At 71.9% G+C, this 22,582-nt stretch carries 24 protein-coding genes and 2 pseudogenes; 21 read left to right on the top strand and 5 right to left on the bottom strand.

What is annotated here, in order from left to right:
- Positions 1 to 25 precede the first annotated feature (25 nt).
- From ACZ4WS_RS21770 to ACZ4WS_RS21740, 7 genes and pseudogenes are all read left to right on the top strand, one after another.
- Positions 26 to 2,116, top strand: a complete 2,091-nt coding sequence (locus ACZ4WS_RS21770; protein ID WP_467982659.1) for a sensor histidine kinase — start codon at positions 26 to 28, stop codon at positions 2,114 to 2,116.
- Positions 2,113 to 2,769, top strand: a complete 657-nt coding sequence (locus tag ACZ4WS_RS21765) for a response regulator (protein ID WP_467982657.1) — start codon at positions 2,113 to 2,115, stop codon at positions 2,767 to 2,769. Before ACZ4WS_RS21770 ends, ACZ4WS_RS21765 begins: the two co-directional genes overlap by 4 nt.
- A gap of 46 nt (positions 2,770 to 2,815) precedes the next feature.
- A pseudogene (locus ACZ4WS_RS21760) lies at positions 2,816 to 3,278 on the top strand (helix-turn-helix domain-containing protein).
- Positions 3,275 to 3,472, top strand: coding sequence for a DUF397 domain-containing protein (locus tag ACZ4WS_RS21755; RefSeq protein ID WP_467982655.1), 198 nt, complete (start codon positions 3,275 to 3,277; stop codon positions 3,470 to 3,472). Before ACZ4WS_RS21760 ends, ACZ4WS_RS21755 begins: the two are co-directional and overlap by 4 nt.
- Entirely contained in the window at positions 3,469 to 4,293 is an 825-nt protein-coding gene (locus ACZ4WS_RS21750; protein WP_467982653.1) for a transglutaminase domain-containing protein, read from the top strand. Before ACZ4WS_RS21755 ends, ACZ4WS_RS21750 begins: the two co-directional genes overlap by 4 nt.
- A gap of 123 nt (positions 4,294 to 4,416) precedes the next feature.
- Positions 4,417 to 5,265 carry a polysaccharide deacetylase family protein gene (locus tag ACZ4WS_RS21745; protein WP_467982652.1) on the top strand — a complete coding sequence of 283 codons (849 nt, stop codon included), beginning with the start codon at positions 4,417 to 4,419 and terminating at the stop codon, positions 5,263 to 5,265.
- 42 nt (positions 5,266 to 5,307) lie between these two features.
- Positions 5,308 to 5,484: a hypothetical protein gene (locus tag ACZ4WS_RS21740; protein ID WP_467982650.1), complete on the top strand. Its 177-nt coding sequence runs from the start codon at positions 5,308 to 5,310 to the stop codon at positions 5,482 to 5,484.
- A 24-nt stretch (positions 5,485 to 5,508) separates the two neighbouring features.
- Here ACZ4WS_RS21740 and ACZ4WS_RS21735 read toward each other — a convergent pair.
- A pseudogene (locus ACZ4WS_RS21735) lies at positions 5,509 to 5,610 on the bottom strand (ABC transporter ATP-binding protein); the annotation flags it as partial.
- 71 nt (positions 5,611 to 5,681) lie between these two features.
- On the opposite strand from ACZ4WS_RS21735, the gene ACZ4WS_RS21730 reads away from it, so the two are divergent.
- A complete protein-coding gene (locus ACZ4WS_RS21730) occupies positions 5,682 to 6,401 on the top strand; it encodes an aminoacyl-tRNA hydrolase (protein ID WP_467982649.1) in 720 nt (239 codons plus the stop codon).
- A gap of 111 nt (positions 6,402 to 6,512) precedes the next feature.
- Here the strand turns inward: ACZ4WS_RS21730 and ACZ4WS_RS21725 are convergent, their stop codons facing one another.
- Positions 6,513 to 7,091, bottom strand: a complete 579-nt coding sequence (locus ACZ4WS_RS21725) for a TetR/AcrR family transcriptional regulator (protein ID WP_467982648.1) — start codon at positions 7,089 to 7,091, stop codon at positions 6,513 to 6,515.
- 87 nt (positions 7,092 to 7,178) lie between these two features.
- Between ACZ4WS_RS21725 and ACZ4WS_RS21720 the strand changes: the two genes are divergently transcribed.
- From ACZ4WS_RS21720 to ACZ4WS_RS21675, 10 genes are all read left to right on the top strand, one after another.
- The gene (locus ACZ4WS_RS21720) at positions 7,179 to 7,550 is read left to right on the top strand and encodes a DUF4267 domain-containing protein (RefSeq protein WP_467982646.1); all 372 of its coding nucleotides are present in this window, start codon (positions 7,179 to 7,181) and stop codon (positions 7,548 to 7,550) included.
- Between the two features lie 37 nt (positions 7,551 to 7,587).
- Positions 7,588 to 8,079: a cupin domain-containing protein gene (locus ACZ4WS_RS21715; protein ID WP_467982644.1), complete on the top strand. Its 492-nt coding sequence runs from the start codon at positions 7,588 to 7,590 to the stop codon at positions 8,077 to 8,079.
- 60 nt (positions 8,080 to 8,139) lie between these two features.
- Positions 8,140 to 8,784, top strand: a complete 645-nt coding sequence (locus ACZ4WS_RS21710) for a TetR/AcrR family transcriptional regulator (RefSeq protein ID WP_467982642.1) — start codon at positions 8,140 to 8,142, stop codon at positions 8,782 to 8,784.
- 78 nt (positions 8,785 to 8,862) lie between these two features.
- Positions 8,863 to 9,276, top strand: coding sequence for a hypothetical protein (locus tag ACZ4WS_RS21705; protein ID WP_467982640.1), 414 nt, complete (start codon positions 8,863 to 8,865; stop codon positions 9,274 to 9,276).
- 22 nt (positions 9,277 to 9,298) lie between these two features.
- Entirely contained in the window at positions 9,299 to 9,907 is a 609-nt protein-coding gene (locus tag ACZ4WS_RS21700) for a TIGR03086 family metal-binding protein (protein WP_467982639.1), read from the top strand.
- 134 nt (positions 9,908 to 10,041) lie between these two features.
- Positions 10,042 to 10,836 (top strand): DUF4142 domain-containing protein, encoded by a 795-nt coding sequence (locus tag ACZ4WS_RS21695; RefSeq protein WP_467982637.1) that lies wholly within the window; start codon positions 10,042 to 10,044, stop codon positions 10,834 to 10,836.
- A 126-nt stretch (positions 10,837 to 10,962) separates the two neighbouring features.
- The gene (locus tag ACZ4WS_RS21690; RefSeq protein WP_467982636.1) at positions 10,963 to 12,360 is read left to right on the top strand and encodes an MbnB/TglH/ChrH family RiPP precursor modification enzyme; all 1,398 of its coding nucleotides are present in this window, start codon (positions 10,963 to 10,965) and stop codon (positions 12,358 to 12,360) included.
- Between the two features lie 249 nt (positions 12,361 to 12,609).
- Entirely contained in the window at positions 12,610 to 13,377 is a 768-nt protein-coding gene (locus tag ACZ4WS_RS21685; RefSeq protein WP_467982634.1) for a DUF4142 domain-containing protein, read from the top strand.
- A gap of 100 nt (positions 13,378 to 13,477) precedes the next feature.
- Entirely contained in the window at positions 13,478 to 14,260 is a 783-nt protein-coding gene (locus ACZ4WS_RS21680) for a TIGR04222 domain-containing membrane protein (protein ID WP_467982632.1), read from the top strand.
- Positions 14,261 to 14,392: 132 nt separating this feature from the next.
- A complete protein-coding gene (locus ACZ4WS_RS21675) occupies positions 14,393 to 16,096 on the top strand; it encodes an alpha/beta hydrolase (RefSeq protein ID WP_467982630.1) in 1,704 nt (567 codons plus the stop codon).
- Here the strand turns inward: ACZ4WS_RS21675 and hemQ are convergent, their stop codons facing one another.
- Both hemQ and hemG read right to left on the bottom strand, forming a co-directional pair.
- Positions 16,097 to 16,816, bottom strand: a complete 720-nt coding sequence (gene hemQ / locus ACZ4WS_RS21670; RefSeq protein ID WP_467982628.1) for a hydrogen peroxide-dependent heme synthase — start codon at positions 16,814 to 16,816, stop codon at positions 16,097 to 16,099.
- 4 nt (positions 16,817 to 16,820) lie between these two features.
- Entirely contained in the window at positions 16,821 to 18,563 is a 1,743-nt protein-coding gene (gene hemG / locus ACZ4WS_RS21665; RefSeq protein ID WP_467982627.1) for a protoporphyrinogen oxidase, read from the bottom strand.
- Positions 18,564 to 18,722: 159 nt separating this feature from the next.
- Between hemG and ACZ4WS_RS21660 the strand changes: the two genes are divergently transcribed.
- Both ACZ4WS_RS21660 and ACZ4WS_RS21655 read left to right on the top strand, forming a co-directional pair.
- Positions 18,723 to 19,709, top strand: coding sequence for a DUF4349 domain-containing protein (locus ACZ4WS_RS21660; protein WP_467982625.1), 987 nt, complete (start codon positions 18,723 to 18,725; stop codon positions 19,707 to 19,709).
- A gap of 27 nt (positions 19,710 to 19,736) precedes the next feature.
- Positions 19,737 to 21,146 carry an FAD-dependent oxidoreductase gene (locus ACZ4WS_RS21655; protein WP_467982624.1) on the top strand — a complete coding sequence of 470 codons (1,410 nt, stop codon included), beginning with the start codon at positions 19,737 to 19,739 and terminating at the stop codon, positions 21,144 to 21,146.
- A gap of 88 nt (positions 21,147 to 21,234) precedes the next feature.
- Here ACZ4WS_RS21655 and ACZ4WS_RS21650 read toward each other — a convergent pair whose 3' ends face one another.
- Positions 21,235 to 21,570, bottom strand: coding sequence for a hypothetical protein (locus tag ACZ4WS_RS21650; RefSeq protein ID WP_467982622.1), 336 nt, complete (start codon positions 21,568 to 21,570; stop codon positions 21,235 to 21,237).
- Between the two features lie 174 nt (positions 21,571 to 21,744).
- Between ACZ4WS_RS21650 and ACZ4WS_RS21645 the strand changes: the two genes are divergently transcribed.
- A complete protein-coding gene (locus ACZ4WS_RS21645) occupies positions 21,745 to 22,563 on the top strand; it encodes a rhomboid family intramembrane serine protease (protein WP_467982621.1) in 819 nt (272 codons plus the stop codon).
- Positions 22,564 to 22,582: the final 19 nt, after the last annotated feature.

Below are 22,582 nucleotides of genomic sequence, written 5' to 3'. Positions count from 1 at the left end.
ACGGGTCGCGGGCACAATGTGAGGCGTGAACCGCCCAGCCGGCGACGGCTCTTCCGCAGCGGGGCGGCCGGCTCGTCGACGGATCGCGCACACCGTGGCGTTGTTGGCGGTGGCGCTGGCCGTACTCGGCGGGGTGCTGGCCGTCCTCAACCGCCACACCCCGACGCCGAACGGCGAGAGCGCCACCGGCTCGCACGCCTGGGGCCAGCTCCTCCTGACGCTGGCGTTCGCCGCGGCGGGCCGGCTGCTGGCCTCCCGGCGCCCCGACGTGATCTTCGGCTGGCTGGCGCTCGCCGCCGCGATCGGCCACGGGCTGGCGGTCGCGGGCCTCGGCTGGCTGGTGTTCACCGTCGGCGCCGGCCACCATCTGCCGGGGGCGACGGCCGCGGCCGTCGCCGCCCTGTGGGGGGAGCCGCTGGAGAACCCCGTGATGGTCGTAGTGTGGGCCACGTTCCCGTACGGCAGACTGCCGCGCGGACGGACCAGGTGGCTGGCCCTCGCCAGCATCGCGATGTGCGCGGGCGGCTGGCTCTACGGGCTGCTGTCCCCCTTCGATGCGGGGGACATCACGGCCCCCTACCGGCACCTGCGCAACCCGCTGGACTTCGGTCTGCTGCCCAGCTGGCAGCCGGTCGCGCTGTTCGCCGGCGGGATGCTCCTCGGCTCGGTCGTGATGGTCGTCCGCTGGCTGCGCGCCCGAGGCGAGGAGCGGCAGGTACTGCGCTGGCTGGCGGTGACGAACGTCGTCGGGATCCTGGTGACGCCGTTCGTGGTCGCCCTGCCCGCCGGTGAGCTGATCGCCACCGTGGGCATGCTGATCGAGCTCGTCGTCGTCGCCGCGGTCGTGCTCGCCCACCAGGTCTACGACATCGACGTCGTCCTCAATCGCACCCTCGTGTACACCCTCCTCACGGCCTTCGTCGCCGGGGTCTACGCGGCCGGTGTCGGCGTCCTGGCGCTGCTGGGCGCCTCGGTCGGCGGGCCGTGGACAGCCGTCGCCGCGCTCGGCGCCGCATTCGCGCTCACTCCGGCCCGAGGGCGCGTGCAGCGGATCGTCAACCGCTTCCTGTACGGCGAGCGCGACGAGCCGTACACCGTGATCGGCCGTATCGCCTCCCGGCTTGAAGCGGCCGGGAGCATCCAGCAACTGCTGCCGAGTCTGCTCGAGTCGGTCGCCGCGACGCTGCAACTGCCGTGGTCCGCCGTGGAGATGCGCATCGAGGACGGCACGATCCGGCGCATCGCCCACGGTGCCCCCGCGCCCGACGGGGCCGGCGCCCGCTTCCCGCTGGTCCACCAGGGCGTCGCCATCGGCGAGTTGGTGGCCGGGCTGCGCGCCGGGCAGCACAGCCTCGACCCCCGGGAGGCGCGGCTGATGGAGGACATCGCCCGGCAGATCGCCGTGGCCGCCAGCAACGTACTGCTCACCGAGGCGCTGATGCTCTCCCGGGAGCGGATCGTCGCCGCCGCGGAGGAGGAACGGCGGCGGCTGCGCCGCGACCTGCACGACGGCCTCGGTCCGGTGCTCACCGCGGCCGCGAACAAGGTCGACGCCGCCCGCAACCTCGCCGAACGGGACCTGCCACGCGCCGACGGCCTCCTCGGTGACGTCCGCGGCGACCTGACCGCCGCGCTCGCCGACCTGCGCCGCCTGGTCTACGCACTGCGGCCGCCGATCCTCGACGAGCTGGGGCTGCTGGCCGCGCTGCGCGAGCAGTTGCGGCAGTGCGCGGTCCCCGTTTCCCTCGCCGCGCCCGCCTCGCTGCCGGCGCTCCCCCCGGCCGTGGAAATCGCCGCGTACCGCATCGTCAGCGAGGCCCTCACCAACGTCACCCGGCACGCGGGCGCCGCCCACTGCTCGGTGACGATCGCCTGCGACGGCCGGCTGGCCATCGACATACGCGACGACGGCGCGAGCGGCGCCGCCTGGTCTCCCGGGATCGGCCTGGCCTCGATGCGGGAGCGGGCCACCGCGCTCGGCGGCAGCTGGCTAGCGGGCCCCACACCCGACGGCGGCCGGGTCGCTGTCGAGCTGCCCCTCGCGCTGGCCGGCGGGCCTCCCCCTCAGGACCTGCCCGGGAGCCCGGACCCGGCCTTCACCAGGAGCGACCGATGAGCGAGCCCGATCGACCCGTGCGGGTGGTCATCGTCGACGACCACCGGATCGTGCTGGACGGGTTGGCCGTCCTCATCGACTCGGTGGAGGGCATCGACGTCGTCGGCGAGGCCACTTCGGGCGAGGAGGCCGTCGCGCTCGTCGGCACGCTGCTGCCGGACGTGGTGCTCATGGACGTCGAGATGCCCGGCATCGGCGGTGTGGAGGCCACGCGCCGGATCAGCGCCGCGCACCCGGGCGTCGCCGTGGTGATGCTGACGATGTACGGCGAGGACGAGTTCGTCTTCTCCGCCCTGCGCGCCGGCGCCCACGGCTATCTCCTCAAAGGCGCCCAGCAAGAGGACGTGGTGCGCACCGTCGCCGCCGTCGCGCGCGGCGACGCGGTCTTCGGGCCCGACGTCGCCCGCCGTGTGCTGGGCACCCTCAGCGCCCCTCAGCCGGCCGCGGTCCCCTTCCCCCAGCTCACCGAGCGGGAACGGGAGGTCCTCGCCCTGCTGGCCAACGGCTGGGCCAACAGCCGGATCGCCCGCCACCTGACCCTCACCCCGAAGACGGTCGCCAACCACGTCTCGAACATCCTCACCAAGCTCCAGACCCCGGACCGCACCGCCGCCATGCTGCGCGCCCGCCGGGCGGGCCTCGGGGAGCCGTGAGGCCCGCTGCGATCGGATACGGCGTGTACGGTCCGTCAGCGTACATATGACTGGCGACTGGGAGCCGGACCCGTCCGACAGCTTGAAGACGTTCGGCGCGTTTGTGCAGGGGCTGCGGGAGCATGCGGGGTTCAGCCGGGAGGAGTTCGCGTCGTTGGTGGGGTTCTCGGCGCATACGGTGGCGTCGATCGAGCTGGGGCGCCGGATGCCGGACGTCGACTTCATCGACCGGGCGGAGGTGGCATTGGGGAATACGGGGGCTTTACGGCGGGCCGCCAATCATGAGGACGGACTACGAGCGCCACGCCTGCCTCGCCGGGCCCCTCCAACTGCTGGAAACAGCGGACGGACAGCGATTCGCGTACTCCGAAGGCCAGCAGAACGGCCGGTTGATCGCCGACGTGAAAGAGGTCGTCATCCTTGGCCAGCGGTATGCAACACTGCGCTCGCAGGCCCTCACTCCTGCAGACTCCGCGGGCCTGTTGGAGCGAATCCGAGGAGCACTATGAGCACCCCTGAACTGGCCTGGTTCAAGACCAGCTACAGCAGCCCGCAAGGAGACAGCTGCATCGAAGTCGCCCTCACCTGGGACAAGTTGCTCCCCTCCACCATCCACATCCGCGACTCCAAGGACACCGAAGGCCCCCAACTCACCCTCTCCCCCGACGCCTGGTCGGCCTTCGTCACCTTCACGGCCGCATGACAGGGGCGATCGACTACGCAACGCCCGGACCGTTCACGGGACTTGGCACTGTCAGCCCAGCGGTGCTGGAGTGCGTCCCGTACGACCCCGTCGAGATCTGCCGCCTGATACCCGGCCTGATCCTGCACCCCCTCGACGCCAAGGAGCTGGACGTGCCGGACGCCCGGTACGCCGAGAACGAGATACGGCCGGTCGCCGATCTGCTCCCCCCGCTCCTCGCTCTGGACGCGGCACCGCTGGACGTCGCCCGGCCCCCGCGCCGCAAGGCGATCGGCACGTGTCGGCACTTCGCCGTGATGGCGTGCGCGTTCCTGCGGTATCGCGGGTTCGCGGCTCGTGCGCGCTGCGGTTTCGGTACGTACTTCCGGCCGGGGCATGGACTCGATCACTGGATCACCGAGTACTGGCACGAGGGCGACGCCCGTTGGGTGCGGGTGGACACCGAGCACGTGCAGAAGTCGCTGGTGGCGGACCCGGCGGAGCTACGTGAGGGCGAGTTCCTCACCGGCGGTGAGGCGTGGGCCGCGTTCCGGGAGGGCCGTATCGACGCCGAGGCCTTCGGCGTGTACGGGACCGAGAACTGGGGCCCGGCCGAAATCCGCGGCAACGCGATCAGGGACCTGGCCTCGCTGAACAAGGTCGAGCCGCTCCCCTGGGACGAGTGGGGCCGTATGGACGCGTCGTACAAGGGCGAGACGGGCCCGGACTACGACGAACTCCTCGACACGATCGCCACCACATGCGCCGCCGACGACCCCGCGGCGATCGCGGCCCTCTACGCGAACGACGAACTCCGCGTGCCCGCCGAACTCGTCCGCTGACCTGACTCTCGACCTGACTCGCGACCTGGCTGGACAGGCTAGGCGGGTGACTTCGGTGCCGTAATCACCCGGCACATGCCCACATAAGGCAAATAGTCTGATTTACCCGGATATCTTCATCCGGTGATCATTCCTGTACGACGAATCGCCGCAGCCTGCGCCCTGGGCGCAGCGCTCGCCGCCTGCGGGGCCCCCGACACCCCGCACGCCGCCCGCCAAGGGCACCACGCGCCTGCCAGCGCCACGTCGGCGCGGCCCCCCATGCTCGCCCCGGGCCCCGCCGGACTGACCCCCGTCTTCACGAACGGCCCGCGCACGCGGGACAAGACCGTCGCGCTGACCTTCGACGCGGACATGACCGCGGATCAGGGGGCACGGGCGGCGGCCGGGGAGCACTTCGACAATCCGCAGCTGATCGCGACGCTGCGGGGGCTGAAGGTCCCGGCGACCGTGTTCATGACCGGGCGGTGGGCCGACGAGTACCCGCAGGAGGCCCGGGACATCGACCGGGATCCCCTCTTCGAGATCGCCAACCACTCGTACAGCCACTACGCCTTCACGGACGACTGCTACGGGCTGCCGACCGTGTCCGAGGGCGGCATGCGGTCGGATGTGGAGCGGGCGTTCACCGCTTTCAAGAAGGCGGGGGTGCGGGACGCGATGCCGTACTTCCGTTTCCCCGGCGGGTGTTATGACCAGCGGGTGCTGCGGACGCTGAGCGCGGTCGGGGTGACCGCGGTGCAGTGGGACGTGGTGAGCGGGGACGCGTTCGCGACGGATGCCGACGCCGTGGCCCGGCAGGTCCTCGACGGTGTGCGGCCCGGGTCCGTCGTCGTCATGCACTGCACGCGCAGTGCGGCTCCGGCGACCGAGGAGGCGGTGCGGACGATCGTTCCCAAGCTGCGGAAGCAGGGCTACCGCTTCGTGAAGGTGTCCGAGCTGATCGGGGAGACGGTCGGCGGCCGTCGGTAGGCACGCTCCGGTCCCGCTCCGGTCCCGGCCTACGCTGGAACCATGAGCGACGACTGCTGCGGCACCCGTGCGAACCCGGCCCCCACCGTGGAGGGGCCGCCGTTCGCCGAGTGCGTGCTGTGCCGGAAGCCGACGGAGTACCCGGAGTCGTACAAGGGGATCACGCTGTGCCCCGTCTGCGAGTGGCAGGAGGCACAGCGCACCGCCTGCTCAGGCTGACCGGCGTGCGGTGAGCGCGCAGGCGCCGGGGGTCAGGGTGAGGTCGACGCCGCGCAGGACCCAGGGGCCACGGATCCCGTAGCGGCGGCCGACGCCGTCCAGCCGTAGCGGCAGATCATCTCGCATGGGGGGCATCCTCTCCCGGGCGTACGGGTGCGCACCGAAGAGCCGATCTTCCGCCTGGCAGACTGGAGGGCGTGAGCAGCGACCCGACCCCCGCAGGCGACAGCCCCTTCCGTTCCGAGCGCACCGACCGCGACGAGGCACCGCAGTTCGTGCTGCCCCTGGTCGTGCGCATCGAGAAGGCCGCTCCCCCGGCGCGCACCGACGCGCTGGAGACCGCGGCGCGCGCCGTGCTGACCATCCTCGGCGACGAGCGGTCACTCGGGGACGGGGAATGGGCGCAGGCGATGCGGGACTGGCAGGACGCCCGGATCCGCAAGGTCGTACGGCGGGCTCGCGGCGCCGAGTGGCGGCGGGCCGAGGCGCTGCCCGGCATCACGGTGACCGGGAAGTCCGCAGAGGTGCGCGTCTTCCCGCCGGTCCCGCTGGACGGCTGGCCCAAGGATCTGGCCAAGCTCCAGGTCTCCGGCACGGACCTCGACGACCCGGAGCCGCCGGTGGACGCCGACCCGACGGCACCCGTGCTGTGGCTCAACCCCGACCTCGACATGTCGGCGGGCAAGACGATGGCGCAGGCGGGCCACGGCGCCCAACTGGCCTGGTGGGAGCTGTCCGACGAGGAGCGCGCGGCCTGGCGCGACGCGGGCTTCCCGCTCGCCGTCCGGACCGCGAACCCGGCGCACTGGCCCGAACTCACCACCTCCGGGCTCCCGTTGGTCCGCGACGCGGGCTTCACAGAGATCGCCCCGGGGTCGTGCACGGTGGTCGCGGACCACCCCGCACTGCACCGCTGACGCTGCCTGAGCCGCTCCTCAAGCAGCCGACACTCTCTGAGCCCGCTCCTCAAGCAGCCGACACCCCCTGAGCCCGCTCCTCAAGCAGCCGACGCTCCCCCGATCCGCTCCTCAATCCGCCGGGACGAAGTGGCCGATCAGGAGGGCCAGGCGACGGTCGTGGGCCTCGGGGAGCAGGCGGCCGCTGCGCATGAGGGTGACGAGGCCGTGCAGGCCTGCCCAGAAGGTTTCCGTGAGGATGTCCGGGTCGTCGTCCCCGGCGAGCGGCTGGATGACCCGGTGCAGCTCACCGAAGGCGTCCCTCAGGGCGGCCGGCACTTCGAGGGTCGCGAACGGCAGGTCCACGGCCTTCGTGAACATCACGTCGTACAGCGCGGGACGCCGCTCACCGAACTCCGCGTAGGCCGAGCCGACGGCGGCGAGGGCCGCGCGCGGGTCGGACGCCGACGTACGGGCCGCGCGTAGTTCGTCCGCGAGCTCGGCGAAGCCCTGCACGGCGACGGCGGCCATGATGGCGTCCTTGCCCTTGAAGTGGCTGTAGAGCACGGGCTGGCTGTACTCGATCTCGGCGGCCAGTCTGCGTGTGGTCACCGCATCCCAGCCCTCGGTCTCGGCCAGCTCCCGGGCGGCCGTGACGATCAGCCGCTCGCGCTCCGCTCGTTCGCGCTCTCGGCGCGTCTGGATCGACATGACCATAATCCTAGCACTGCTAGAACTGTTGCCGTCGCTATGCTAGCTTCGCTCTCAGACCTAGCAGCGCTAGCAAGGAGATCCGACGTGCTTACTCCCACCGCTTACGGCCTTGCCATCGTGCTCGACCTCCTCGTCCTGTTCATCGGGGTGCGCTTCCTGTTCCAGCCGATACCCGCCGCGACCGGTTACGGCGTTCCCGCCCGGCCGCACGGCGACGCCGCCTACCTCGCCATCAAGGGCCTGCGCGACGCCACCTTCGGCGTCATGGGCCTGGTCCTGCTCGCCTTCAGCGGCGCCACCGCCGAGGCGTGGTTCATGCTGATCGTGGCCCTCGCCCCGCTCGGCGACACGTTGATCGTGCTGCGCCATGGCGGCACCAAGGCCGTCGCCTTCGGAATTCACTTCGCCACCGCCGTAGTTGTGCTCATCAGCGCCGGTCTACTCTGCGCAGCCTGACGCCGAATGCACCGACCGCACCGACAGGAGTCATGAGATGTCGCTCATCGTGCCGGACTTCGACGAGTCCGTGATCGTCCGCTCCGCGGACGCCGAAGTGATCGGCCAGGCCCCTACCACCATCCAGCTGCTGGCCGACAGCAGCGCGGCCGGCGGCGCGCTGTCCACGGTGCGGGCCACGCTCAAAGCCGGTGCCGACGGCGCCAGGCCGCACCATCACGCGGGCTCCGCCGAGCTGTTCTACATGCTCGGCGGCACCGCCCAGGTCCTCTCCGGCGAGCAGGTCGTCACCCTCGAGCGCGGCGACCTGGTCGTCGTACCCCCCGGCCTCCCCCACGCCTTCGCGGCCGCGCCGGGGCACGACGCCGACATCCTCATCGTCATCACACCCGGCGTCGAACGCTTCGAGTACTTCCGCCACTTGGAGCGCATCGCCTACGGCAAGGTGCCCCCGGAGAGCCTGCTGGAGGTGCAGGAGCTGTACGACACCTACTTCCGGCAGAGCCCGGTGTGGGACGAACGGCACTGAGCGCCGCGGGCCGTCGCGGCTAGGCTTGCGGCACGTTCACGATGTGTGGGGAGGGTCGGGATGGCCGGGACCCGGCTGGACGGCAGGGTCGAGCGCGGTAACCGTACGCGGCAGCTGGTGCTCCGCCGCACCGTCGACATCGCCTCGGTCGAAGGACTCGAGGCGCTGTCCGTCGGGCGCCTCGCCACCGAGCTCCGGCTCAGCAAGAGCGGGGTCTTCGCGCTCTTCGGCTCCAAGCAGGAGCTGCAGCTGGCGACCGTGCGGGAGGCGGCGCGCATCTACCTCGAGCAGGTGATCCGGCCCGCGGCCCAGACCCCGGCCGGGCTCACCCGGGTCCGACAGCTGTGCGAACTCTGGCTGGACTACTCCCAGGGCCGCGTCTTCCCCGGGGGCTGCTTCTTCTACGAGGTCATCGCCGAGTTCGACGCCCGGTCCGGCCCCGTGCACGACGCGGTCGTACGCGCGCAGCGGGACTGGGCGGACCATGTGGAGCGCACGATCGCGGAGGCCCGCGACCTCGGCGACCTCCGTCCCGACATGGACGTCCCCCAACTCGCCTTCGAACTCATCGCGTTGATGGAGACGGCCAACGCCGTCTCCGTCCTGCACGACGAGACGGTCGCCTACCGCAGGGCTCGCGTCGCCATCGCCTCCCGGCTGCGGGCGGCGGCGACGGATCCGTCCCGGGTGCCTGAAGTCCCTTGATCCATACGGTAATTGCACCTTTCCCCGGTTTCGCCAAACAAATAGCACGACCGTTCGCTTAGTTTTAAGCTCGGGGTTATGAGCCGCCCAACGATCCTTCGCTCCCGCTGGCAGCCCGGCCCCCACGAGGGCTCCGGAACCGGGCCGGTAATGGTGAGCCTCACCGACTTCACCGTCGACACCTTCCGGCAGTCGTGGTCCGTCGCCCTCGCGGGGCTGCGGCTGCGCGGCACCTGGCCCGACACTCCCGGCGCGATCGGCATGTGGTTGTGGGCCGATCCGCTGAGGCGGCGCTCGGTCTCGGTCTGGACCGACGCGGCGGGGCTCAGGGAGTTCGTCGGCCGCCCCGATCACGTACGGATCGTGCGCGCGTACCGCGGCCGGGGAGTGCTGCGGTCGGCGGGGTGGGAGACCGAGCGGTTCGACGCGGCGGAGACATGGGCGTACGCGCGTCGTCTGATCAAGAACGCCACCGTCGACAACAGTGTCTGATCAAGCCAGGAGGACACCGCACATGACAACGACCGGACCGGACATCGTCGAGCTCGACCGGATCGCCGTGCACGAGTCGCTCAGGGTCGTGGGGCTGACGGAGGAGACGGACTGGGAGCGGGACACGCCCTGCGCGGGGTGGACGGTGCGGCGGCTGGTGGCCCACATGGCCGCGCAGCACCATGGGTTCGCGGCGGCCGCGCGCGGGGCGGGGAGCGCGGCGGCGTACTGGCGGGAGCCGGAGGACATGAGCGAGCCGGGGCGGACGTATCGGGGAGCGGCGACGACGGTGCTGGCCGCCTTCGCCGAACCCGGCGTCATGGAGCGGGAGTTCGTGCTGCCGGAGCTCGGGGGCGGGTTCCCCGGACGGCAGGCCGTCGCTTTCCACTTCATCGACTACGTGGTGCACGCGTGGGACGTGGCCGCCGCGCTCGGCGTCGGGCTCGACCTGCCGGACCATGTCCGCGAGGCGGCGCTGGCCGTCGCCCGCCGCGTGCCGACGGATCCGGCCGGGCGCGGGCCAGGGTTCGCGTTCGCGCCGACGCTCGACGTACCGGCCGGGTCGGACCCCTTGGACGAGGCCCTGCGGCTGCTGGGGCGCGCACCGGAGAAGTGGCCGCTGTCGAGCTGACCCGCACCGGACGAGCCGGAGTCGCGTGACTGATCGCGGACGGGGTTGAACATCACTGCTGTCCCCTACGTACCTGGTGGCACTGGCCAAGTACAGGTTTCCAACGACCAGTTGGTTTCCCCCGGGAGGCTCTTTTGCGGCGTATCAACGGTACGGCCCTTGTCATCGCGGCACTCGTCGCCACCGTCGGCGCGCTCGCGTTCCCTGTGTGGTCGTATGCCGACCGTTCGGGCACGGGCGCGGCGAATCTGGCGGCCGGGACGGTGAACACACGCTGGGGGCCGCTGTCCGCCGCCGACCGTGACTTCGTCGTCCGGGTGCGGCTCGCCGGACTGTGGGAGATCCCCGCCGGACAGCAGGCGATCGAGCGCGCGCCCACGAAGGCGATCAAGGAGGCGGGTGACCATCTGATCGTCGGGCACACCGACCTCGACAAGCGGGTGCGCGTCGTCGCGGCCGACCTCGGCATCGAGCTGCCGAACCAGCCGAACGCGCAGCAGCAGGGCTGGTTGCAGGAGCTGTCCGCGGCGCAGGGCAAGGACTACGACATCAAGTTCGCGAATCTGCTGCGCTCCGCGCACGGCAAGATCTTCGCGGTGCTCGGTTCGATCCGGAACAGCACGCGCAACTCGCTGGTACGGCAGCTCGCCACCGACGCCAACCAGACGGTCCTCGACCACATCACGATGCTCGAAGCCACCGGTGACGTGGACTTCGACGCCATCGCGAACGCCGCGGCGGCCACGACGACGGCCAGTCCGACCGGGCCCGCGGCGCCGGCCCCAGGCGTGCCGCCCGCGTCGGCTCCGCCCGCACAGGCGAGCGGTGACGTCAACGTCACGTCGAGTCCGTCGCCGCTGCCGCCCGGGGAGGTCAACACCAGCCGACCCGACCCGACGGGCGACGACGCCGGTGGTCAAGTGGGGTGACCGAGACGGACGGGCCATGGGGGTCCGAACCTCAAATGTTGCTCTGAACGTCCCCTCCGCCGGGTTCGGCCCCGGGTTCCGGGGCCATGACTCCGTCACGCCGGAACACAGCACGAAGGAGGGGACATGAGGCAGCTGGGTACGGGAATCGGGTGGCGGCCGGAGATCGCCGAGGCCGTGGAGCGCATGCCCGGCATCGACTGGGTCGAGGCCGTGGCGGAGAACCTGTGCCCCGGCCATCTCCCCGAGTCGCTGCTGCGGCTGCGCGAGCGCGGTGTCACGGTGGTGCCGCACGGGGTGTCGCTCGGCCTCGGCGGCGCGGACCGGCCCGACGCGGACCGGCTCGGCGCACTCGCCGAGCGCGCCGAGGCGCTGGGCTCGCCGCTCGTCACCGAGCACATCGCGTTCGTACGAGCTGGCGGGCCCCTCACCGCGTCGCCCCTGCTGGAGGCCGGGCACCTGCTGCCGGTCCCCCGCACCCGGGACGCGCTCGACGTCCTGTGCGCGAACATCCGTATCACGCAGGACGCCCTCCCCGTCCCCCTCGCGGTGGAGAACATCGCCGCGCTGATCTCCTGGCCCGGCGAGGAGATGACCGAGGGGCAGTTCCTGTACGACCTGGTCGACCGCACCGGCGTACGCCTCCTCATCGACGTCGCCAACCTCCACACGAACCACGTCAACCGCGGCGAGGACCCCGCCAAGGCCCTCGGCGAACTCCCCGTCGAAGCCATCGCCTACGTCCACGTCGCCGGCGGCTTCGAACGGGACGGCGTCTGGCACGACAGCCACGCCCACCCCGTCCCGCAGCCGGTCCTGGACATCCTGGCGGACCTCGCCTCCCGCGTGACCCCTCCGGGGGTCCTCCTGGAGCGGGACGAGAACTTCCCCGAGCCGGGGGAGCTGGAGCGGGAGCTGGAGGCGATTCGGAGCACGCTGGACAAGGCGCGGGGCGGCGCCGCCGTAGCGGGCGCGGGTGCGGCGCCCGCGTCGTCCGGCGAAGCCGGAGCCACCACCGACGCCGGATGCGCCACCGATACCGGAGCCACCACCGAGACAGGAGCCGCCCCCGAACCCGGATCCGCCCCCGACGCCGGAGCCACCATCGACGCCGCCCGGCAGCGCCTCGCTCTCGCGCAGGCCGCGCTGCTCTCCGCGCTCGTCGCGGGAACCCCCGTGCCCGAAGGGTTCGACCGGGTGCGGCTCGGGGTGCAGGCGCGGGCGCTCGCGGCCAAGCGGGCGGATGTCGTCGCGAAGGTGGCGGCGGAGCTGCCGGAGATCCTGGCGGAGGCGTACCGGCCGGCGTTTCTCGCCTACGCGCAGGGCCACCCGATGACCGGCGGGTACCGGCGCGACGCCCTTGACTTCGCCGCGCATCTGCTCCTGGCGGGGCACCCCGAGGACGCGGAGACGCGGCGGCGGCTGCGCGACTGGTGGCTGGCGCGCTCGGGCCCGGCCCCGCTGTCGCCGCGCCCCACGGCCCGCCTGGCCCGGGCCACCCGCCGGGTCCTGCTGCGCCGCTGAGTACGCGCGCGGCGACAGGGCACCGCCGCGGAGTGTGCCGGGTTTAACACCGCTCCCTGTGAGCATCATGTGCGCGCCTGGTTCGCAGGGGTTTGACGCGGTCTGGCGTACACCCGAAATACCCCATCCGGCGCGTTCCACCCATGCTCCAACCCTTCCTCCTCGTACGGCAGTTGGCGTAGCGCCCGCAGTAATATGCCAACCCGCACCCGAAGCGCACTAGCGTGCGGTGCCGCAACAGGAGGCACCATGCGATCCATCAACCGCACCGGATTGGTCAGTGGGACAGGGCTCATCATCGCGGGCCTCACGGCGACGCTCGTCGCACTGGTCTTCCCGATCTGGTCGTACGCGGACCGCTCCGGCACCGGCCTGGACGCCCTGAACGCCCAGACCGTGTCGACACAGTTCGGACCGCTGTCGGCGCTGGACCGGGAGTTCATCACCAAGGTCCGGCTGGCCGGGCTGTGGGAGCTGCCCGCGGGCCAGCAGGCCCAGGAGCGCGGCACCACCCAGGCGGTACGGACGGCCGGCGAGCACCTCATAGAGGGCCACACCTTCCTGGACGCCCGCGTCCGCAACGTCGCCGCGCGGCTGGGCCTCGAACTGCCCAACCAGCCCAACCCGCAGCAGCGCCAGTGGCTGGCCACGCTCGACGCGGCGCACGGCGTCGACTACGATCGGAAGTTCGCGAACATCCTGCGCAAGGCCCACGGCAAGGTCTTCTCCGTCGTCGCCCAGGTCCGCGCCAACACCCGCAACTCCCTCGTCCGCGACCTCGCCGACGACGCGAACACCACCGTGCTCGACCACATCAAGGTCCTGGAAGCCACCGGATACGTCGACTTCGACGCCCTCGCCCAGGACGCGGCCACCGCGAGCCCACCGCCGCTCACCAACTCCCCGGCCCCGCCCGGCCCGACTCCCTCCCCGAGCTCGCCGATCCCGGTGACGCCGTCGCCGGGCTACCCGCTCCCGCCGGCCGCCTCGCGCGCCAACCCCTCCTCAACTCCCTAGCCCCACGGGCGAAAAGCGGAACGTCACATACCGGCAACGCTCCGTCCATATCGTGAACAAGGCATGGCGCCCGCCCGACGTCATCGCATAGAAAATTGCCATGTTCTGGGTCCTTCTCCTACTCCTGGCCTGGGCCGCGACCGGCACCTCCTGCACGCGGTTGTGCCTGGCCGCAGTACGCGCGGCGACCGTCGACGCGAACGTGGCCCGCGGACACGACCTCACGCTGTACGAGGCGGCGTTCCTGTCCGGCGGACCGGCCCGGGTCGCCGATCTGACCCTGGTGTCGATGGCCCGGCAGCGCCGCCTGCTGCTCGCGCACACCGGCTGGGCGACCGTCGTGGACCCGCGCGGGCGCGACGAGATGGAGCGCTCTGTCATAGGAGCCATCGGTCCGGAGGGCCAGTCGCGGATAGCGCCCGTGCGGGCGACCACGGCCGCCGCGGACTCGGTACGCCGTCTCGCCGACCGCCTGGTCGCCGCGGGCCTCGCCGTGCCCGACGGCGCCCGCACCACCGTCGCGGGCGCGGTCCGGCAGGTCCAGGCCGCCTCGGTGGCCGTCCTCGGACTGGGCGCCACCGCGCTGCTGATGCCCGCTCAGCCCACGGGGAGCGACGTGCCGGTCGCCATCTGGTTCGCGCTCCCGCTCATCCTCACGGTGAGCTGCCTCGCCATCGCCCGGATCGAGGTGCACCCCTACACGCGCTGGGCCTCCCCGGCCGGACAGCAGCTGCTCGGGACCCTCACCCGGCGCACCGACGGCACGGGCGACGACCGTACGTACCTCACCTCGATCGCCGTACGCGGCGTCCGCGCGATCGGCGAGCCGGACTTGCGGGCAGCCCTGACACACCGCGACCGCAACCCCGAGCGCAGGGGCTGAGCGTAGGGCTGAGGGGCGCCCCAGGGGGCGCATCGGGGTCATTGGAGCCGACACCGGCGGCCGGTGCTTTACTTCGTCAATCCCCGAACGAAACATCCCTTTTGTCGCTGCCGTGCGCTGAAGGGATTCGCGATGAGAGCTGCCGTCCTCTACGGAACCGCAGGGTCCTTGATCCTGACCGCCCTCGTCGCCGCCCCGGCGGGCGGCCAGCCGGCCTGGCCGGACTCGGCGGACTCCGCCCAGACACGCGGCACCGCCGTCGCCGCCGGGCGCGCCGCGGCCCTGGGCATCCGTTTCGGGAAGTGCCCCAAGGAACAGGAGCTCCCGGGCAACGTCCAGTGCGGCACGGTCACGGTGCCCCTCGACTACGCCCACCCCGACGGCAAGCAGATCAAACTGACCGTCAGCCGTGTGAAGGCCACCGGCAAGGACGCCAGGAACTCGAAGCGGAAGGTCCCCCGCCAGGGCGCCCTCGTCTACAACCCCGGTGGCCCCGGCGGCTCCGGCATGTTCTTCCCGCTCATCGGCTTCGTCCCCGAGTGGAAGCGCATCGCGGCGGCGTACGACCTCGTCGGCTACGCCCCGCGCGGGGTCGACCGCTCGGCCCCGCTGTCCTGCCAGGACCCGAAGCACTTCGTGAAGGCGCCCTCGCTGTCGCCGACGTACCCCTCGGAGTCGTACAAGAAGGAGCGCATCGCGGAAGCGCAGGCGTACGCGCGCGGCTGCCTCGAACGCTCCGGCAAGGCCATCCAGCATTACACCTCGCTCAACAACGCCCGTGACCTCGACGTGCTGCGCGCCGGGCTCGGCGAGCGGAAGCTGACCTTCATGGGTGCCTCGTACGGCACCTACTTCGGTGCCCTCTACGCGACCCTCTTCCCCTCCCACGTACGCCGGATGGTCTTCGACTCGGCGGTGAACCCCGACCCGGACCAGATCTGGTACGAGAACAACCTCGACCAGTCGGCCGCGTTCCAGAACCGCTGGGCGGACTTCCGCGCGTGGATCGCCAAGCACGACAAGGTGTACGGGCTCGGTGACACGCCCGAAGAGGTGCTGCACAGCTACGAGAAGGTGCGGGCGCAGCTCGCCGCCTCGCCCGCGGGCGGCAAGGTGGGGCCCCGACAGCTGCAGGGCTCCATCCTGCAGGCCGGGTACTACGACGACTACTGGCCGGCGCGCGCCCAGGCGCTCTCGGCCTATCTGAAGGGCGACCCGAAGCCGCTGATCCAGCAGGCCGAGCCGCACCCGGAGGCGGCCGTCGAGGAGGAGAACGGCAACGCGGTCTACACGGCCGTCGAGTGCAACGACGCTCCCTGGCCCACCGACTGGCGCACCTGGGACCGCGACAACACGCGTCTCGCGCGCACGGCGCCGTTCGAGACCTGGGACAACGCGTGGATGAACCTGCCGTGCGCGTACTGGCCGGTGCCGCGGCAGCGGCCTCTCGACGTGCGGACGGTTCCCGGGGCGCTGCCGCCGACCCTGATCCTGGCGGCCGAGCGCGACGCGGCGACGCCGTACGAGGGCGCCGTGGAACTGCAACAGCGGCTGTTCGACTCGGTCCTGGTGACCGAGAACGGCGCCGGGACGCACGGGATCGGGGGCGGGCCCAACCAGTGCGTCAACGGCTACCTGGACGCGTATCTGCTGGAGGGCAGGCTCCCGGTGCGGAGCGCGGCGTGCGCGCCGCACGCGGAGCCGAAGCCGCTGTCGCCGGGCGATCGTGCGAAGACCTCGCAGGACTCGAAGGACTCGAAGGCTTCAAGGGACTCGAAGGACCTCAGGGCCTCGAAGCACTCCGAGCACTCGAAGACCGTCCGGCAGGCGCCCTGATCAGGCGAGGCCCGCGACCAGCTCGGCGATGTCCTTGCGGCGGCCCGTATAGAACGGGACCTCTTCACGGACGTGCATCCGGGCCTCGGAGGCGCGCAGGTGACGCATGAGGTCGACGATGCGGTACAGCTCGTCGGCCTCGAAGGCCAGGAGCCACTCGTAGTCGCCGAGGGAGAACGAGGCGACCGTGTTGGCGCGCACGTCCGGGTAGCCGCGGGCCATCTTGCCGTGGTCGGCGAGCATGCGGCGGCGGTCCTCGTCGGGCAGCAGGTACCAGTCGTAGGAGCGCACGAACGGGTAGACGCTCACGTAGTTGCGCGGCGTCTCGTCGGCGAGGAACGCGGGGATGTGCGAGCGGTTGAACTCGGCGGGGCGGTGCAGCGCCATGTTCGACCAGACCGGCTCCAGGGCGCGGCCCAGCTTGGTGCGGCGGAAGAGGTTGAACGCCTCCTGGAGCTGGTCGGCCGTCTCGGCGTGCCACCAGATCATGAGGTCGGCGTCGGCGCGCAGCCCCGACAGGTCGTACGTGCCGCGAATGGTGACATCCTTCGCGGCGAGCTGGTCGAAGAGCTCCTGGACCTCTTCGGCGTAACCGGCGCGGTCCTCGGGCAGCACGTCGCGCAGCTTGAACACGGACCACAGGGTGTAGCGGATGACCTCGTTGAGGTCCTTGGCCTTCTTGCCGGCGTTCGGGATCTTGGCGGGGGCGTCGTCACTCATGGGGCTATTCTCCCGCGCCGCCGTGGAGACTCTGCACCGGGTTCGCGATCAGCGCGTCCAGTCCGCCTCGGTCGCCGCTCAGCTGGTCGACGGCGGCGTACGCGCTCGCGATGCATGCGGGGATGCCGACGCCGTCGTACGCCGCGCCGCACACGGCGAGTCCCGGCAGCTTGCCGACGTGCTCGCGGACGCGGGCCACGCGCGTGTGGTGCCCGACGGGGTACTGCGGCAGCCCGTCGTTCCACCGCGTCACGCGGGTCGCCACGGGCTCGGCGTCCAGCCCGGTGGCCTCCCGCAGGTCGTGCCGCGATACGTCCGCGAGGTCGCTGTCCTCCCGACCGAGCACCTCCGTCTCGCCGTACCGCCCCACGGAGGTGCGCAGCACGAGCAGGTCGGGGTTCTCGTCCGCGATCCAGCCCCACTTCTGGGAGGCGAACGTGGACGCCTTGATGGTCCGCCCGTCAACAGGCGGCACCAGAAAACCGCTCCCTTCGGGGAGGGCGATTTCACCGCGCCGATAGGCGAGCGTCACCAGCGCCATGGAGGCGTACTCCACGGTGGCCAGCTCGGCCGCGGCGGCGGGCGCCTCGGCCCGCAGCAGCGCGGCCGCCGCCGGGGCGGGCAGCGCCAGGACGACGGCATCGGCGTACAGCACACGCCCGCCGGCAACGACACGCCAGCCGACGTGCGGCTGCGCCGCCGCGGGGCGACCTGCGGCCGTCGCGGAGAGACCTCCGGTCGTCGTGGAGAGATCTGCGGTCGTCGCGAGGGCGCCGCCCTCCTCGCTCCCGCCCGGCCCCGCGCCGCCGGGGCCGGGGTCGCGCCGACCCGTCTGCGGCTGCCCCGCCGTGTGGAGAGCGGCGGTCGTCGCGAGGGTGCCGGTCCGGCCCGGCTCCGTGCCGCCGGGGCCGGAGGCCCTCGGCTCGCCCGTGCGGCCCGGCGCCTCGGAGGATCCCCTCGCCGTCTCTCCCCCGGCCCTGCGCAGCTCGGTCACCCGTGCCCCGGTGACGATCTCGCCTCCCCGTGCGCGCACCGACTCGGCCACCGCGAGGGGCAGTTGGCCCACGCCCCCCTCGATGCCCATGAAGACCGGGCCCGTCTGCTGTGCGGTGGCGGCCCTGGCCTGGATCGCGCGGACGGCCTCCGTCAGGGAGGCGTGGGTGCGGGCGGCCTCGAAGAGTTGCGGGACGGCCGCGCGCAGGGAGATGCGGTAGGCGTCGCCCGCGTAGACGCCGCCGAGGAGGGGCTCGACCAGGCGGTCGACGACCTCGCGGCCGAGGCGTGCGGCGACGTACTCCCCCACCGCCACGTCGTCGCCGATCTCCGTGCGGGGCAGGTCGGCGTCGCGCTCGATGCGGTGCAGGCCCTCGTCGGAGAGGACACCGGAGAGGGCGGACGCGGTGCCGGGGACGCCCATGACGTGGCCCTTGGGCATGGGGCGCAGGGCGCCGCGGGTCCAGAGGGAGGCCGTCGCGGTGGCGGGGGCCTGGAGGCGGTCGGCGAGGCCGACCTCGCGGGCGAGGGCGACCGCCTCGGGGCGGCGGGCGAGCATCGACTCGGCGCCCAGGTCGACGCGCGCGCCCGCGATCTCGCCGGGCAGCAGCTTGCCGCCGACGCGGTCCGACGCCTCCAGGACGGTCACGCGCGCGCCACGGCCCAGCAATCGGTGGGCGGCGGCCAGACCCGCGATCCCGCCCCCGATGACCACGACGTGTCCCGAACCCGTACGAGTCTCCTCTTCACGCATGCCTCCACCTTCTCAGACCCCACTGACACTCCCGCCGGGAGTCCGGTGTCCGGCACGAGTCCTGACCGTGACCGCATCGGGACCGGATCCCGCCAACGTCCCGCCCCGCTCCGGCGTCGAAGGAGCGTCAGTTGTCACGACCCTCGGGGGTAGGCCCATATGCGCACACGAAGCTCCGCACGCTCCGTACGACCTGTCCAGGCCCTGGCGGGCATCCTCCTCGCCGCCGCCCTCGCGCTGACGGGCTGCGGCGGCGCCGACTCGGCCAGCGATTCCGGAGGAGGCGACAACGCCAAGTCAGCCGCATCGGGCGCGGAGAAGGGCGCCGCGGGTGCCGCCGACAGCGGCAGGGCGAGCGGCTCCAAAGCCACCACCCCGCCCAAGATCACCGCGAGCCACATCATCCGCACCGCCTCCCTGACCGTGCAGGTCAAGGACGTCCCGAAGGCCCTGGACGACACCCGCACCACGGTCGAGAACGCGGGCGGCTTCGTGGGCAACGAGACCACCACCCGGGACGGCAAGGGCCACGAGCGCACCCGGGTCGTGCTGCGCGTGCCCACCGAGCAGTACGACCAGGTGCTCGCCGACCTGGAGGGCACGGGCAAGGTCATCGAGCGGACGGCCAAGGCGCAGGACGTCACCGACCAGGTCGTGGACGTGGAGAGCCGCATCAAGACGCAGCGCGCCAGCGTGGCCCGGGTCCGCGAACTGATGGACCAGGCGACCAAGATCAGCGATGTCGTCGCCCTGGAAGGGGAGTTGAGCAGCCGTGAGTCCGACCTGGAGGCGCTGCTCGCCCGGCAGGCGTCCCTGAAGGACCGCACCAGCCTGGCCACGATCACGCTCTCGCTGTCCGAGACCCCGGTGAAGAAGGCCGAGAAGAAGGACGAGGACCCGGGCTTCGTGGACGCGCTCGCGGGTGGCTGGAGCGCGTTCGTCACGATGCTGCGCTGGATCGCCGTGGCGCTCGGCGCGGTCCTCCCGTTCGCGGCGGGCGCGGCACTCCTCGTACTGCTGTGGCTGCGTCTCGTACAGCCCCGGCTGTCGCGCCGCACGGCACCGGCGACGGCTGCCGTTCAGCCGACCACGGGCTCGCTGCCTGCGGCTCCGCCCGTGCGCGGCGAGGACGGCGAGGAGGACTGAAATGCCGGGCCCCCGTAGCGTGTTCGTATGAGCATGATCCGTACGAACGGTAGTGGCGGGGCCAAGGAACGACTGGTCGTCATCGGCGGTGACGCGGCGGGCATGTCCGCCGCGTCACAGGCGCGCCGGCTGCGGGGGCCGGACGAGCTGGAGATCGTGGCGTTCGAGCGGGGGCACTTCACCTCCTACTCGGCGTGCGGCATCCCGTACTGGGTGGGCGGCGACGTCCCCGAGCGGGACCAGTTGATCGCGCGGACGCCCGAGGAGCACCGGGCGCGCGCCATCGGCCTGCGGATGCGTACGGAGGTCACGCGGATCGACGTCGCGGGCGCCCGCGTGCGCTCCCGGGACCTCGAGACCGGGGCCGAGGAGTGGACGCCGTACGACAAGCTCGTGATCGCGACCGGCGCGCGCCCGATCCGTCCCGACCTGCCGGGCGCCGACGCGCCCGGCGTGCACGGCGTGCAGACCCTGGACGACGGCCAGGCGCTGCTGGACACGCTGGCCGCGACGGAGGGGCGCCGCGCGGTGGTCGTCGGCGCCGGCTACATCGGCGTGGAGATGGCCGAGGCGCTCATCAACCGCGGGTACGAGGTGACGGTCGTCAACCGCGGCAAGGAGCCGATGTCCACGCTCGACCCGGACATGGGCCGCCTGGTGCACAAGGCCATGGAGGGCATGGGCATCACCATGGTCAATGACGCCGAGGTCACCAAGCTGCTCACCGGGGACGACGGGCGGATCCGGGCGGTCGCCACGGAGGACGCGGAGTACCCGGCGGACGTGGTCGTGCTCGGCATCGGCGTACGCCCCGAGACCGCGCTCGCGAAGGCGGCCGGACTGCCCCTCGGCGACCACGACGGGCTGCTCACCGACCTCGCGATGCGGGTGCGCGGGCACGAGAACATCTGGGCGGGCGGCGACTGCGTCGAGGTGCTCGACCTGGTCTCGGGGCGCGAGCGGCACATCGCGCTGGGCACGCACGCCAACAAGCACGGGCAGGTCATCGGCAGCAATGTGGGCGGCGGTTACGCCACGTTCCCCGGTGTCGTCGGCACGGCGGTGAGCAAGGTCTGCGAGCTGGAGATCGCCCGCACCGGGCTGCGCGAGAAGGACGCGCGGCGAGCGGGCCTGCAGTTCGAGACCGTCACCATCGAGTCGACCAGCCGCGCGGGCTACTACCCGGGCGCCGCCCTCATGACGGTGAAGATGCTCGCCGAGCGCCGCACCGGACGGCTTCTCGGCGTGCAGATCGTCGGCCGCGAGGGTGCGGCGAAGCGTGTCGACATCGCGGCGGTGGCGCTGACCGCGGGCATGACGGTGGAACAGATGACAGCACTGGACCTGGGGTACGCGCCCCCGTTCTCACCCGTGTGGGATCCCGTCCTGGTCGCGGCCCGCAAGGCGGTGGCGGCGGTACGCAAGAACGCCGGGTAAGAGGAGCGCTCCAAAGCGGCGCGGGGAACTGCGCGACCAGCCACGTACAACCCGCAGTCAACCACCAACCGCAGCCCCCACCGCGCCCCTACGCCGACTCGTGCCCGGCGCTCCCATTGATCCGGTCTATGGCCTGACGGGCCTGCTCGGCGGGCGGCCGCGCGGGCAACGACGACACCGACGCCGGCGCGGCAACCGCCGGCGGCGGCGACTGCGCCGGCTTCGCGTGGGCGGCGGGCCTGGCGGACCGCAACCGATGGCTGACCGCCTCGTCGAGGGTCACCGGACGCTGCATCCGCGCCGCGAGCCGGCCCGCCTCCTGGCCGAGCGCGGCGACGTCCTCCCAGGGCAGGTGCAGCACCAGGGCGATCTCCGCCTCACCGTCGGGCAGAGCATGCATCGGAGGAGTAACTCGGTCGTTCATCGCCTGTGTCCTCACGTCTTCCTCGCGTCGCGTCTTCGTCGCGGCGCGGGCGGTTGAGGAGACATACGCATGGGGAAGCCGAGACGTTCAGCCGTGCGAGGCGCGTCCCGGCACGGGCTCACGCCCCCGGCGCGGTGCGGATTTCGTACGGCGCATCCAGGGCACACATTCCTTGTGGTCATACCCGTCCATGATGTGAACCCCGTACGCCGCACGCCCTATGTGACGTACGCGCTGATCGCCGCCAATGTGCTCGTGTTCCTCTACACCCCCGGGATAGCCGGGTCGGTGGCCGGCGACAGCGGGCTGTCGCAGCTGTGTCACCTGCAGGCGTTCCTGGACCATTACGCCGCGGTGCCGCAGGAGCTGATCCATCACCAGCTGCCCCGGCTGGTGCCGACGGGCGAGATCGGTGTCGGACCACAGGGGGCCGGGTGTGTGGTGGGCCCGCCGAGCTACGACAAGTCGCCGCCGCTGTCGGTCTTCACGGCGATGTTCCTGCACGGCAGCTGGCTGCACCTGCTGGGCAACATGCTGTTCCTGCTGATCTTCGGCAACAACATCGAGGACCGCCTGGGTCACATCCGCTACGCGCTGTTCTACGTCGCCTGCGGGTACGCAGCTGCATATGGTTTCGCCTTTGCGAACTCCGATTCGAGTGACCCGCTGATCGGCGCCTCCGGGGCGATCGCCGGGGTCCTCGGCGCCTACCTGGTGCTGTATCCGAAGGCCAGGGTCTGGGTCCTCGTCCCGTTCCTGGTCTTCCTGCCGCTACGGCTGCCGGCCTGGCTGGTGCTGGGCTTCTGGTTCGTGCTCCAGGCGGTGTACTCCTCCGGCGAGGGCGTCTCCAACGCGGGCACCGTGGCGTACATGGCGCACGTCGTCGGCTTCCTCGCGGGCATGCTGCTGGCCTGGCCGCTACGCCCGGGGACACCCCCGCCGCCGGAGCCGCGCGGGCTGCTGTTCGGCAGACGGGCACGGCCAGGCTGGTAACACCAGCAGAGCCGCCCTG

This window comes from Streptomyces sp. NPDC029292, assembly GCF_055569295.1.
The sequence above is the reverse complement of the archived record's forward strand: the minus strand, read 5'-3'. Positions and strand labels throughout refer to the sequence as shown.